We start from the raw sequence: 12,993 nt of genomic DNA on the forward strand, positions 1-12,993 counted from the left end.
ATGTCTGACGTAGAGCGCCCACTGCTCGAAGGCTCTGTTGCCGTCCGCGATGGCAGGCGACTTTCGTTCGCTGAGTTCGGTACGCCTCGAGGCGCCGCCATCATATGGATGCACGGCACGCCTGGCGCACGCCGACAGGTTCCGCTCGAGGCCAGACGCTTTGCCTTGGAGCGCGACGTCCGAATCATCGGAATCGACAGGCCGGGCATTGGAACCTCAACGCCCCACCTGTACGACAACGTGCTCGACTGGACTGGCGATCTGTCGTTGCTGGCTGATCACTTGGGCATCGATACCTTGCGCATCATCGGCCTCTCCGGAGGCGGACCGTATGCCCTCGCGGCAGGGGCGGCGATGCCCGAACGGGTGCATGGGGTCGGCGTACTCGGCGGCGTTGCGCCGCGGGTGGGCAACGACGCCATTGGTGGCGGGCTGCCTGCGCTCGCTCCGTTTGCTGCTCCGGTGATGAGAGCTACCAGGGTGCCGCTCAGCTATCTTCTGGCCGCGGGCATCAGGATCATCCGTCCGCTCGGTGGATTGGCGTTGGACGCATACGGGGCCGTGCAGCCGCGCGGCGACAAGGAACTCCTTGCTCGCCCCGAGTTCAAGGCGATGTTTCTTGACGATCTACTGAACGGGGCGCGGTTCCAAGTGGGTGCGCCACTCGCCGACATCATCTTGTTCAACCGGCACTGGGGATTCGACCTCGCTGACGTCACGGTCCCGGTGCGGTGGTGGCATGGCAACGCGGACCACATCATTCCCCACCGCCACGGTGTGCATTGTTCCGAGCGACTATCGAACGCCACGTTCGCCACGATAGATGGCGAGTCTCACCTCGGAGGCATGGGAGCGGCCGCTGAGGCGCTGAGCACGCTGATGGCTCTGGGCCCACGCAGCGCGCGCCTGGCTGCCAACTAAGACCTTCTGCGGATCGTCTCGCGCTTGGCCTCGTCGACGGCAGTTTCGTATGCCGTCACGAGGGCTGCGATCGTCAACGGCTTGAACCGCTCGATCATCGTGGTGATCGCCTCGGGTGGCTGACCCGATGACTTCAGGTGCGGCCAGACCGTCGTACGGAAAAGCTCGGTGAGCTCGGTCGCCATCGCCTGACCGTGCTCGGTGATGATGCGCCGTGCGGCCAGCGCAGCCTCGGTTGGCAGTCCGACGTCGAGGAACTGAACGCCGACGGCGAGGTGGGCCGGTGCGACCTGGAAGACGTCCTCAACCGGGGTCGGCTCGATCACGCCCAAGGCGACCAGCAGCTCGAGATCGTCGTCGGACAGTTCGCGGCCGGTGCGCTTCAGCAGCTCGGGACGGGTGACCGTCTCGGGCAGATCGGGCATCCACGGCGCGAGCAAAGTGCGGTGCAGAGCGACCTGCTCGGGAGTCGCATCGCTCGGGATGTTCTCGAGATAGCCCTCGATCGCCGACAGTGTGAATCCGTGGGCCTGCAGCTCGCGTACGAGCTCGAGGCGCGCGAGGTGGTCGGGTCCGTAGTAGCCGTTGCGGCCTTCGCGGCGTGGCGGCGGTATGAGTCCGCGGCCGGCGTAAAAGCGCACCGTGCGTACGGTCATCCCGACGCGCGAGGCGAGCTGTTCAACGCTCAGGGTCTCGACCGGTGCCGGATTCATAGGGCTGAGACTATCCGTGACTAGCACCACAACCCCCGACGGTTGGACAATGACAGTGTTGGTGTCACAATCGTTCTTACGTCACCCGCTGACTAAGTAAGAACACTGTGACGAGTCACCTTTCTCACTGCGAGGACACATTCATGACTGAGGCATACGTCTACGACGCCATCCGCACCCCGCGTGGTCGCGGCAAGAAGACCGGATCACTCCACGAGGTCAAGCCGATCACGCTGATCACCGGCCTGATCGATGAGATCCAGAAGCGCAACCCGACTCTCGACCCGAATGGCGTCGATGACGTCGTACTCGGCGTCGTCTCGCCCGTTGCCGACCAGGGCGGTGACATCGCCAAGACCGCAGCGCTGAACGCCGGTCTGCCCGACACTGTCGCCGGCGTCCAGCTCAACCGCTTCTGCGCCTCCGGCCTCGAGGCCGTCAACCAGGCCGCCGGCCGTATCCGCTCCGGCTGGGAAGATCTGATCTTCGCCGGTGGTGTCGAGTCGATGAGCCGCGTGCCGATGGGCTCCGACGGTGGCGCGTGGGCGATGGACCCGCGTACAGCGTTCGACACGTCCTTCGTGCCTCAAGGCATTGGCGCCGACCTCATTGCCACGATCGAGGGCTGGAGCCGTACCGACGTCGACACGTTCGCCGCCGAGTCGCAGGCGCGTGCCGCCAAGGCGATCGCCAACGGCTACTTCGCCAAGTCAGTGATTCCCGTCAAGGACGAGAACGGCCTGACGATCCTCGACCACGACGAGTTCGTACGCGAAGGCACGACAGTCGAGAGCCTTGCCGGTCTGCCCGCCTCGTTCGCCGGCATCGGTGAGATGGGCGGCTTCGACTCGGTCGCGCTCGAGCAGTACCACGACATCGAGCGCATCAACCACGTCCACCACGCCGGCAACTCGTCGGGCATCGTCGATGGCGCCGCACTCGTCGCGATCGGCAGCGAGGCTGCTGGCAAGCGCCACGGCCTCACCCCTCGTGCTCGCATCGTGTCGGCTGCCGTCTCGGGCGCCGACCCGACGATCATGCTGACCGGTCCGGCTCCCGCCTGCCGCAAGGCGCTCGACAAGGCCGGCTTGACGGTCGACGACATCGACCTGCTCGAGATCAACGAGGCCTTTGCAGCGGTGGCGATGCGCCTCATGCGTGACCTCGACTTCCCGCACGAGAAGACCAACGTCAACGGTGGCGCCATCGCGATGGGCCACCCGCTCGGTGCGACCGGTGCCATGATCCTCGGCACCCTCATCGACGAGCTCGAGCGCCGTGACCAGCGCTACGGCCTCGCCACTCTCTGCGTCGGCGGCGGCATGGGCATCGCCACCATCGTCGAACGCATCTGAAACCGGACAAGGACTCCATACACATGACAAGCACAACTGACGCAGTCCGCTATGAGCTCGCCGATGGATTCGCCAACCTGATCCTCGACGACCCCAACCAGAGCGCCAACACCATGACCCCGGCCTACCGCGAGGGCATGGCCAAGGCCGTCGACCAGCTCCTGGCAGACATTGCTGCCAAGCCGGAGTCGGTCAAGGGTGTCATCGTCTCCTCCGCCAAGAAGACCTTCTTCGCCGGCGGCGACCTGAAGCTCATGACCCAGGCGAAGCCCGAGGATGCCGAAGACATCTTCGAGAACGTCGAGAGCATCAAGGCCACGCTCCGCAAGCTCGAGTTGAGCGGCAAGCCTGTGGTCGCAGCCATCAACGGCGCTGCCCTCGGAGGTGGACTCGAGATCGCTCTCGCCTGCCACCACCGCATTGCCGCTGACGGTCGTTACGACATCGGCCTCCCCGAGTCGTCTCTCGGCCTCCTGCCGGGCGGTGGCGGCGTGACCCGTACGGTCCGCATGCTCGGTATCGCCGATGCCCTCCTCAAGGTTGTTCTGGAGGGCACGCGTTTCAAGCCGGCACAGGCCAAGGAGACCGGCCTGATCGACGAGGTCGTCGCGACGGAGGATGAGCTCATCCCGGCAGCCAAGGCTTGGATCGAGGCCAACGTCGACAACGAGGAAGCAGCCAGCCAGCCGTGGGACCGCAAGGGCTACAAAATGCCCGGCGGATCGCCCAAGACTCCGGCGTTCGCTGCCAACCTGCCGGCCTTCCCGGCCAACCTGCGCAAGCAGGTCAAGGGTGCTGACTACCGCGCGCCGAAGGCCATCCTGAGCGCGGCCATCGAAGGCGCCTCGGTCGACTTCGACACGGCCAGCCGCATCGAGTCGCGCTACCTCGTAGAGCTCGTCGTCGGTCAGCAGTTCAAGAACATGACACAGGCGTTCTTCTTCGATCTCAACTCGATCAACGCGGGCGGCTCGCGCCCCGAGGGCATCGAGCGCAAGAAGTTCACCAAGGTCGCCGTCCTCGGCGCCGGCATGATGGGCGCTGGCATCGCGTACGTGTCCGCCAAGGCTGGCATGGAGGTCGTCCTCAAGGACGTCAGCCTCGAAGCCGCCGAGAAGGGCAAGTCGTACAGCGAGAAGCTCCTCGACAAGCAGCTCGCGAAGGGGCGCATCACGCAGGAGAAGAAGGACGCGTTCCTCGCCCTGATCACGCCGACTGCCGACTACGCGGACCTCAAGGGCTGCGACATCGTCGTGGAAGCCGTCTTCGAGTCGGTCGAGCTCAAGCACTCGGTGTTCGCCGAGCTCGAGCCGATCGTCAACGCCGACGCGCTCCTGGGATCGAACACCTCGACGCTGCCGATCACCGGCCTCGCCGAGGGTGTGCAGCGTCCCGAGGACTTCATCGGCATCCACTTCTTCTCGCCGGTCGACAAGATGCCGCTGGTCGAGATCATCGCCGGTGCCAAGACCAACGACAAGACGATTGCTCACGCACTCGACTACGTCCAGGCCATCAAGAAGACACCGATCGTCGTCAACGACAGCCGCGGCTTCTTCACCAGCCGTGTCATCGGTCAGTTCGTCAACGAGGGCCTCGGCATGCTGACCGAGGGCATCAGCCCGGTCTCGATCGACCGCGCTGCGACCCAGTCGGGCTACCCGACCGGACCGCTGCAGCTCAGCGACGAGCTCAACCTCGAGCTGATGAAGAAGATCCGCGTCGCCTCGCAGAAGGCCGTTGAGGAAGAAGGCGGCACCTGGGACACGCTGCCCGCTGAGACCGTCATCGACACGATGATCGACCTCGGCCGCTCCAGCCGTCTCGTCGGCAAGGGCTTCTTTGAGTACGACGAGGCCGGCAAGCGTACGGGCCTGTGGCCCGGGCTGGCCGAGAAGTTCCCGGTCGCCGCAGAGCAGCCTGACTTCCAGGACCTCAAGGACCGCTTGGTCTTCGTGATGTCGCTGGACACGGTTCGCTGCCTCGAAGAGAACGTGCTGCGCACGGTGGCCGACGCCAACATCGGCTCGATCTTCGGCATCGGCTTCCCGCCGCTGCTGGGTGGCGCACTGCAGTACATCAACGGCTACGAGGCACCGGACGGTCGCATCGGTGTCGAGGTGTTCACCGAGCGCGCTCAGGAGCTTTCCGCGAAGTACGGCGAGCGCTTCGAGCCGCCGGCTCTGCTGCTCGACAAGGCCAAGAACGGCGAGAAGTTCGCCTGAGCATATGAAACAGACAGAAGGACCCGCGAGCTCAGCTCGCGGGTCCTTGTGCGTCTGGTGTCAGAGCGGACGGAAGCCTGAGCACAGCACGCGGGCGTAGGTGATCTGCTCGCCTTCAGTTCGATAGAACACCTGTTGCTCGGCCGTTCGGGGTCCGTCCGGCGTCGTCATGTTGAAGCGATAGGAGACTCGAGCGGTGTCTGCGACCATGTCGCCGTCCTCGAGAGTCACGATCTCATCGATGTGATCATGCGCCTCGAACCAGTTGCCGAGCATGATGTCGACGGCTCCGACAGCGTCGTCGGCCTCCCACACGCGACCCGGCGTCAGGCCCTTGAAGCTGACGTCTGGTGCGAACAAGGTCAACAGCGTTGCCTCGTCGTGGTCGGCAACGGCATTCGCGAGCTTCCAGCCGGGTGTGTGAGTCACGAGAGCCTCCGGGGTCGTTGGATCGAGCGTACGACCTCGGTGGGGAGGGTGTGACGTATTCGAGGCGCAAGGGTAGGCATACCTAAGTTAGGCTGACCTTCGTACATCACCAACGAAGGGTAGTTCTGTGTCCCAATTCAGCCGCCGCGCCGTTGCCGCTTTCGGCGCGCTCCTCCTGGCCGGCTCCATGGCAGCCTGCGGTTCGACAGCCTCAGATGATGACTCCAGCGGAGGTCCGTGGTCCTTCACGTCGGGCGACGGCAAGACCGTCAAGCTCGACACCACCCCCAAGCGCATCATCGCCAGCGGCGCCGAAGCTGCCGCACTCATCTCGTTCGGCATCCGGCCGGTTGGCATTTACGCCAACACCCCCGTCGAGGACGATGCCAACCTCAAGAACCTTGACCTCAAGGGCATCACGATCCTGGGCGAAGCCTGGGGCGAGATCGATGTGGAGAAGGCTGCGACCCTCAACCCCGATCTGATCGTGGCCGACTGGTGGCCGGCCGAGAAGGCATACAGCGGCCTCGAAGAGGGTGTGAAGGCAAGCAGCAGGAAGCTCGCCAACCTGGCACCGGTAGTCGGTGTTGCTCAGGGCGATTCCATCGAGGCACTCGCGGAGGGCTACGAGAAGCTCGCTGAGTCCCTCGGCGCCGACGTCGACGATCCGAAGATCGCGGCCGACAAGAAGGCATTCGAGACTTCCCTTGCGGCCTTCAAGAAGGCTGTTGCCGCCAAGCCCGGTCTGTCCGTGCTGGCTGTCTCGCCGGCGGACGACGTGCTGTACGTCGCCAATCCGAAGTACGCACCGGAGCTGCTCGACTTCCAGCGCTGGGGACTCGACGTCATCAACCCGGACAACCCCGACAAGGGCTTCCCGTACTGGGAGAACCTCAGCTGGGAGAAGGCCGACAAGTACCAGCCGGACCTCCTGCTGGTTGACGACCGTGCCTACGACTCGACTCTCAAGACGGGCGAGAAGCAGCCGACGTGGAACACCATCAAGGCCGCCAAAGCCAAGGCGTACGTTCCGTGGCCCGCCTACTGGATGCACACCTATGGCGAGTACGCCGCGCAGCTCACGCAGCTGACCACAGCCATCGAGAAGGCTGACGCCGACCTCGCATGAGTGTGATTGATCGCAGCACGGTTGAAGCCGGCCCTGGGGCACGCCCCACGGCCGGCCTCGCCGTGGGCCTCGCGATCCTCGTCGGAGTGCTTGCCGTCGTCTGCTTCTTCAGCATCACGCTGGGCGCGCGCGGGGTGGGGCCGACGACGATCGTCAAGGCATTCCTGGACTTCGATCCGAACTCTGCGTCCGAGACGGTGATTCGCGAAATTCGAGTGCCCCGAACGCTGATAGGAATCTTCGCGGGTGCGGCGCTCGGCCTGAGCGGTGCGATCCTGCAGGGCGTCACGCGCAATCCGCTCGCCGATCCCGGGATCATGGGCATCAACGCAGGTGCCGCCGTGTTCATCGTTTTCAGCATCATGGTGCTGGGTGCTCAGAGCATCGGTGTGTACGTCTGGTTCGCCTTCGCGGGAGCCGCCTTCGCCACGGTGGCGGTCTACGCGATCGCCTCATTCGGTCGTGAAGGGGCAACACCGATCAAGCTGGCGCTCGCCGGGGCGGCCGTGACCGCGGTGCTGACATCGATCACCTCGGGGATCGTGATGACCAACATCGACGCGCTCAACGAGCTGCGGTTCTGGCAGGTCGGGTCGCTGGCCGGTCGCTACTTCTCGGTGCTCGAGCAGACGGCACCATTCATTGCAGTGGGCATCGTCATGGCACTCACCACCGGTCGAGCGCTCAACGGTCTAGCCCTTGGAGACGACCTGGCTGAGGCGTTGGGTCAACGCGTACGCCTCAGCCGCATCATGATGTTCGTCATCGTGGCGATCCTGTGCGGTGCAGCGACAGCAGCATGCGGGCCGATTGTCTTCGTGGGACTGGTCGTGCCGCACGTGGCCCGGATGCTGTGCGGTCCGGACTACCGCTGGATCCTCCCGTACTCGATGATCCTCACTCCGGCCGTGCTTCTGATCGCTGACATCATCGGCCGCGTCGTCGTGTCGCCCGGCGAGCTCCAGGTCGGAGTCGTCCTCGGAGTGCTGGGCGCCCCCGCGTTCATTGCTCTCGTCCGGTACCGCAACTTGGCGGAGCTGTGATGACTCAGACTCTCGCTACCCCTCAGCGCGAACGTTCCAGCCGTGCCACCCGCAACCGTCGCGCGTACTTTGTGACGGTATTGCTGGCGGCCGTCGCGTTCGTCCTTTTCGTGCTCACGATGATGCTGGGCAGCTATGCAGTGTCGGCTCCCGACGTCCTCGCGTCGATGCTCCACGTACGGGACGATCCGTCAGTCGACTTCATCGTCCGCGATCTGCGCCTCCCGACCGCGATTGCCGGTCTCGCGGTGGGAATCGCGCTCGGCATCTCGGGCCACCTGTTCCAGCGGGTGCTCGGCAACCCGTTGGCTTCCCCGGACTTCGTCGGGATCTCGTCAGGTGCGAGCCTCTTCGCAGTCTCGGCGATCGTGCTGTTCAACGCGAGCAGCACCCTCATCTCGGGATCCGCACTCTTTGGCGCCTTGTTGAGCTCCGCGCTGATTTACCTTCTCGCGTGGCGCGACGGGATCACGGGCTATCGCTTCATCCTGATTGGCATCGGCGTCTCTCAGCTGATGATCTCGCTCGTCGGCTACATCGTGTCGCACGCCAGCATCCACGAGGCGCGTGAAGCGATGACCTGGCTCGTTGGCACTGTCGGCCAGGCCGGTTCGGGCGAACTTCGTACGTTGGTAGTCGCTCTGGTCATCCTCGTGCCGCTGATTCTCGCGCTGGAGCGTCCGCTTCGGGCGCTGGAGCTCGGCGACGACACCGCCAAGGCGCTCGGTGCACGGGTCGAGCTCCACAGACTGGGCCTGATCGGCGCCGCGATCGTCCTGATCGGCTTCGCTGTCGCCGTCGCCGGACCGATCATGTTCGTTGCACTCATTGCCGGACCCATAGCCCAGCGACTGGTTGGCCAAGCTGCCGGCGGAATCCTGGCCGCCGGCTGCGTAGGCGCCATCATCACGCTCGGCGCAGATCTCGTGTCGCACCAGCTCTTGCCGGTCGACCTCCCCACTGGTGTCATCACGGGCGTGATCGGGGCGCCATACCTGATCTGGCTCCTCGTCACCGTCAACAAGGAAGGACGTGGCGGATGACCAGTCACGAGCTGCGTGGCAGCAACCTGTCGCTGGGCTATGCCGATGTCGACATTGTGCACAATCTCGACGTCGACATCCTCGCCGAGCGCATCACCGTCATCGTCGGCGCCAATGCGTGCGGCAAGTCCACCCTCCTGCGCGGACTCGCGCGCCTGCTCAAGCCACGAGGCGGTGACGTCATCCTCGATGGCAAGTCGGTACACGACCTGCGAAGCATCGACGTGGCCAAGGTGCTCGGCTTGCTGCCGCAGTCGCCGGTCGCCCCGGATGGCATCACCGTCAGCGACCTGGTCGGTCGCGGCCGCTATCCGCACCAGGGCTGGTTCCGGAGGTGGACGACAGCCGACGATGACGCGGTCATCGAGGCGCTCGAGGCAACAGGTACCGCCGAGCTCGCAGATCGCAACATCTCGGAGCTCTCTGGCGGCCAGCGCCAGCGGGTGTGGGTCGCAATGGCGCTCGCGCAGGACACCGACCTGCTGCTGCTCGACGAGCCGACGACGTTCCTCGACATCAACCACCAGGTCGAGTTGCTCGATCTATTGACCGACCTCAACCGGCTCTCAGGCAAGACGATTGTGATCGTGCTGCACGATCTCAATCTCGCGTGCCGCTACGCCGATCGCATCATTGCGATGAAGGAAGGCGCGATCATCGCGGAGGGTGTGCCGAGCGAGGTCGTGACGGCGGAGGTCATCACAACGGTCTACGGCCTGGATTGCGAAGTCGTACCGGACCCGGTCAGCGGTACGCCGATGGTGGTCCCGCGAGGTCGTCACCACGCGCGAGCCGCATCAGCCCTGACGCGCTAGCGTCGAGGTATGACTGCTGACACCGAACGATCTGTCGAGCTGAGCCGCACTGGCAAAGCGGCGTTCAGGGCCACCAACGTACGTGGCGGGACGCTCGACTTCGGCGAGGGAAACGATGCCGACTTCACTCCGGTCGAGCTGCTGCTCGTGGCCATCGCGGGATGCAGCGCGATCGACGTGGACTACCTGGTCGGCAAGCGAGTCGAGCCGTCATCGTTCGATCTCTCGATCCGGGCCGACAAGATCCGAGACGACCTCGGGAACCGCCTCACCGACATCAGGCTGACCTTCGACCTGACGTTCCCCGGAGGTGCCGAGGGCGACCATGCGAAGGAGATCCTGCCTCGAGCAGTTGCTCAGTCGCACGATCGCCTCTGCACGGTCACCCGCACAGTTGTCGTCGGCACTCCAGTCGAGTCGGTCATCGCCGACTAGGCCTCGAGAGCCTCCGCTGCCTTGGCGATGTTGCGTTGCATCGAGCCGAAGATGATTCCATGGAACGGCAGGATCGACCACCAGTAGAGATGGCCGAACAGCCCGCGTGGGTGGAAGAGCGCCCGGTGGTGGAACGTCGTGGTGCCGCCATCGGTCGAGCCGACCTGCAGCTCCAGCCACGCCAGCCCGGGGACCTTCATCTCGGCTCGAAGACGTACGAAGGAGCGGTCGTCGGTCTCTTCGACCCGCCAGAAGTCGAGCGCGTCGCCGACCACGAGATCCCGCGGACTGCGCCGTCCTCGGCGCAGTCCGGGTCCACCCACCATGCGGTCGAGCACGCCGCGCACCCACCAGGCGAGCCGCCACGAGTACCAGCCGTTGCGACCGCCGATCCCTTCGATGACCTGCCAGAGGTGCTCGGGGCTGGCGGCGACCTCACGAGTGCGGTCGTCCTTGTAGAGCGAGCCGCCGGCCCAGTCAGGATCAGTGGGCAAGCCCTCCGCGGGTGCACCCGCCGTCGCAGCTGACGACCATGAAGTGGGTACGTCGAGGTTCTGGATCTTCGTCAACGCCAGCTCGACGGAACGGTCGAAGCCGATCAGTCCCTCGGGCGGGTCAGGCACGTACGTCGTGATGTCGTGCTCGGCAGCAACGACTTCGTTGCGCAGCGACTCGACGAGCGGGCGAGCCAGGCTTGCCGGGACTGGGGTGATGATGCCGACCCAGTGGCTCGACAGCCCGGGGGACAGTACCGGCACAGGAAGGACGCGGCGCTTGGGCAGGCCGGCAACGGCTGCGTACCGCTGCATCATGTCGAAGTACGTCAGGACATCAGGACCACCGATGTCGAAGCGCCGGTTGACGTCGCCGGGCAGCTCGGCGCAGTCAACGAGGTAGCGCAGCACGTCGCGGATCGCGATCGGCTGTATGCGCGTGTGCACCCACTTGGGTGTGACCATCACCGGCAGGCGCTCGGTGAGGTAGCGCAGCATCTCGAACGACGCCGACCCTGAGCCGATGATGACGCCAGCCTGCAGGACGGCCGTTGGCACCCCGGAGCCGAGGAGCACGTCACCGACCTGCTTGCGGGACTCCAGGTGCTCCGACAGTTCCTCACCCTCGGGGATCATGCCGCCGAGGTAGACGATGCGGTTGACGCCCGCTCGTTGCGCCTCGTCCGCGAAGGTCTGGGCCATTTCGCGCTCGGTGTCGCCGAAGTCTCCGCCGGTGCCGATCGAGTGGAGCAGGTAGTACGCGACGTCGACACCGAGCAGTGCCCCGCGTACGTCGACGGCCTCGGACGCGTCACCCTGCACGATCTCGACATCGCTCGACCAGGCGTGGGCCTGAGCCTTGGGCTCGTCGCGGACCATCACGCGTACGTGATGGCCTGCCGTCACGAGCTCGGGCACGAGTCGGCCACCGACGTAGCCGGTGGCTCCGGTGATAAGGCTGCGGGTCGGGCTCATCCCTCCACTGTTGGTGAGATGTGCACGACCCGCGAGTTGAAACGGTGTGACTTAGGCCTTGCCGTCGTATGCGTCCTGCAGTCCCTGCACGCTGAGGCGCTTCATCTGCATCATCGCCGCCTGAGTTCGACCGGCCTTTTCGGGATCCGGATCACTCATGAGCTTGCCGAGGATTGACGGTACGACCTGCCACGACAGTCCGAAGGCGTCCTTGAGCCAGCCGCAGGAATCCTGGTATCCGCCGCCCTCGATCAGAGCGTCGGAGATCTCGTCGACCTCTTGCTGGGTCTCCACGCCGACCGAGAGCGAGAACGCTTCCGTCAGCTGGTGAGAAGGCCCTCCGTTCATCAGGACGAGCTCCTGGCCCTGAAGGCGAATGGTTGCGATGAAGAAGGTGCCGTCGGGCATGCGGGACTCATCGACGATCTCGGTGTCCGGGAAGACCTTCTGATAGCGCTCGATGGCTTCGCCGGCGTTGTCGTTGAACCAGAGGAACGGGGTAACGGTTGTCATGATGTCTCTCCTTCATTGGTGGGGCTGTTGCGTAGGTGTGCTGGCGTGGCCAGCAGGGCGTCGAGCTTGTAGAGCGACTGGATCCAGCCGACCGTCGCGTTCTCCTGCATCTCCTGGGGCATGGGGCCCTGGCTGAGCTCGAGCCGAGTGCCTTCGCCCTCGGGGATGAACTCGATCGAGAGCGTCATACGGGTGCCATCGGCGAGGCCGGGGAATCCTTGGGCCAGCTCGTAGCCAACGAGCAGTCGGTTCTCGACGACCTCGGTGAATGTCGCGTCGATGGGCGCGCGCCACTCGGGGTTGTCCTTGCCGACCATCGTGATGCGCCAGTGGCCGCCAACCTTCGCGTCGATGGAGACGGTGTCGACCGGAACCGTGAACATCAATGGCCCGAACCATTGCGAGAGCTGCTCGCGGTCGGTGAACGCGCGAAAGACGAGGGCAGGGGGCGCGTCGAAGTAGCGCGAGATCTTGACCTCATACGTTTGTTCAGTCATCGGTGTTCTCTTCCTTGTTGGTGTCTTCGGTGTCCTGCAGTGCTTGCTTCATGGATGCCAAGTGGGCGTCGAGACGGTCGAAGCGGTCGTCCCACAGATGGCTCAGGTGCTCCATCCAGGTCGTCGCCTCCTTCAGAGGCTCGGCTCGCAGGCTGCTCGTACGCCACTGCGCCTGTCGGTCGCGAGCGATCAGGCCGGCACCCTCGAGCACCTTGAGGTGCCGAGAGATGGCCGGAAGGCTGATGGGGAACGGTGCGGCGAGCTCGGTGACGGTTGCGTCGCCCTCTCCGAGTCGAGCCAGGATGTCGCGTCGGGTCGGATCGGCGAGTGCCGAGAAGACCCTGCTGAGCTGATCAGTTGCCATGCCGCTTAACATACTCGTTAATTAACTAACACGTCAAGTACG

Annotated in this window: 14 protein-coding genes; 8 read left to right on the forward strand and 6 right to left on the reverse strand. The window is 64.8% G+C overall.

What is annotated here, in order from left to right; translation table 11 throughout:
• On the forward strand, positions 1-921 hold the full coding sequence (locus J2X11_RS02155; RefSeq protein WP_309966180.1) for an alpha/beta fold hydrolase: 921 nt from the start codon (positions 1-3) through the stop codon (positions 919-921).
• On the opposite strand, the gene J2X11_RS02160 is transcribed toward J2X11_RS02155, so the two are convergent.
• Positions 918-1,634 (reverse strand): MerR family transcriptional regulator, encoded by a 717-nt coding sequence (locus J2X11_RS02160; protein ID WP_309966182.1) that lies wholly within the window; start codon positions 1,632-1,634, stop codon positions 918-920. The genes J2X11_RS02155 and J2X11_RS02160 overlap by 4 nt on opposite strands.
• Positions 1,635-1,777: 143 nt before the next feature.
• Between J2X11_RS02160 and J2X11_RS02165 the strand changes: the two genes are divergently transcribed.
• Both J2X11_RS02165 and J2X11_RS02170 read left to right on the forward strand, forming a co-directional pair.
• Positions 1,778-2,989: an acetyl-CoA C-acetyltransferase gene (locus J2X11_RS02165; RefSeq protein ID WP_309966185.1), complete on the forward strand. Its 1,212-nt coding sequence runs from the start codon at positions 1,778-1,780 to the stop codon at positions 2,987-2,989.
• A 23-nt stretch (positions 2,990-3,012) separates the two neighbouring features.
• Positions 3,013-5,214, forward strand: coding sequence for a 3-hydroxyacyl-CoA dehydrogenase NAD-binding domain-containing protein (locus J2X11_RS02170; RefSeq protein ID WP_309966188.1), 2,202 nt, complete (start codon positions 3,013-3,015; stop codon positions 5,212-5,214).
• Between the two features lie 60 nt (positions 5,215-5,274).
• Here the strand turns inward: J2X11_RS02170 and J2X11_RS02175 are convergent, their stop codons facing one another.
• Positions 5,275-5,643 (reverse strand): nuclear transport factor 2 family protein, encoded by a 369-nt coding sequence (locus J2X11_RS02175; protein WP_309966189.1) that lies wholly within the window; start codon positions 5,641-5,643, stop codon positions 5,275-5,277.
• 127 nt (positions 5,644-5,770) lie between these two features.
• Here J2X11_RS02175 and J2X11_RS02180 point away from each other — a divergent pair, with 127 nt between their 5' ends.
• The 5 genes from J2X11_RS02180 to J2X11_RS02200 are packed head-to-tail and all read left to right on the forward strand — an operon-like array spanning position 5,771 to position 10,108.
• Positions 5,771-6,772 (forward strand): ABC transporter substrate-binding protein, encoded by a 1,002-nt coding sequence (locus J2X11_RS02180; protein WP_309966191.1) that lies wholly within the window; start codon positions 5,771-5,773, stop codon positions 6,770-6,772.
• Positions 6,769-7,815: a FecCD family ABC transporter permease gene (locus J2X11_RS02185; RefSeq protein WP_309966194.1), complete on the forward strand. Its 1,047-nt coding sequence runs from the start codon at positions 6,769-6,771 to the stop codon at positions 7,813-7,815. Before J2X11_RS02180 ends, J2X11_RS02185 begins: the two co-directional genes overlap by 4 nt.
• Positions 7,815-8,858 (forward strand): FecCD family ABC transporter permease, encoded by a 1,044-nt coding sequence (locus tag J2X11_RS02190; protein WP_309966198.1) that lies wholly within the window; start codon positions 7,815-7,817, stop codon positions 8,856-8,858. Before J2X11_RS02185 ends, J2X11_RS02190 begins: the two co-directional genes overlap by 1 nt.
• A complete protein-coding gene (locus J2X11_RS02195; protein ID WP_309966201.1) occupies positions 8,855-9,673 on the forward strand; it encodes an ABC transporter ATP-binding protein in 819 nt (272 codons plus the stop codon). The genes J2X11_RS02190 and J2X11_RS02195 overlap by 4 nt, the downstream gene beginning before the upstream one ends.
• A 9-nt stretch (positions 9,674-9,682) precedes the next feature.
• A complete protein-coding gene (locus tag J2X11_RS02200; RefSeq protein ID WP_309966205.1) occupies positions 9,683-10,108 on the forward strand; it encodes an OsmC family protein in 426 nt (141 codons plus the stop codon).
• On the opposite strand, the gene J2X11_RS02205 is transcribed toward J2X11_RS02200, so the two are convergent.
• Genes J2X11_RS02205 through J2X11_RS02220 form a run of 4 tightly spaced genes read right to left on the reverse strand, consistent with a single transcriptional unit; the run spans position 10,105 to position 12,951 of the window.
• Positions 10,105-11,577 carry an SDR family oxidoreductase gene (locus J2X11_RS02205; protein WP_309966207.1) on the reverse strand — a complete coding sequence of 491 codons (1,473 nt, stop codon included), beginning with the start codon at positions 11,575-11,577 and terminating at the stop codon, positions 10,105-10,107. The two genes, J2X11_RS02200 and J2X11_RS02205, sit on opposite strands and share 4 nt — an antisense overlap.
• Positions 11,578-11,628: 51 nt before the next feature.
• Positions 11,629-12,090, reverse strand: a complete 462-nt coding sequence (locus J2X11_RS02210) for a VOC family protein (protein ID WP_309966210.1) — start codon at positions 12,088-12,090, stop codon at positions 11,629-11,631.
• Positions 12,087-12,587: an SRPBCC family protein gene (locus tag J2X11_RS02215; RefSeq protein ID WP_309966213.1), complete on the reverse strand. Its 501-nt coding sequence runs from the start codon at positions 12,585-12,587 to the stop codon at positions 12,087-12,089. The genes J2X11_RS02210 and J2X11_RS02215 overlap by 4 nt, the downstream gene beginning before the upstream one ends.
• Positions 12,580-12,951, reverse strand: a complete 372-nt coding sequence (locus J2X11_RS02220) for an ArsR/SmtB family transcription factor (protein WP_309966216.1) — start codon at positions 12,949-12,951, stop codon at positions 12,580-12,582. Before J2X11_RS02220 ends, J2X11_RS02215 begins: the two co-directional genes overlap by 8 nt.
• Positions 12,952-12,993 lie beyond the last annotated feature (42 nt).

The organism is Aeromicrobium panaciterrae (genome assembly GCF_031457275.1).
Lineage (GTDB): Bacteria > Actinomycetota > Actinomycetes > Propionibacteriales > Nocardioidaceae > Aeromicrobium > Aeromicrobium panaciterrae_A.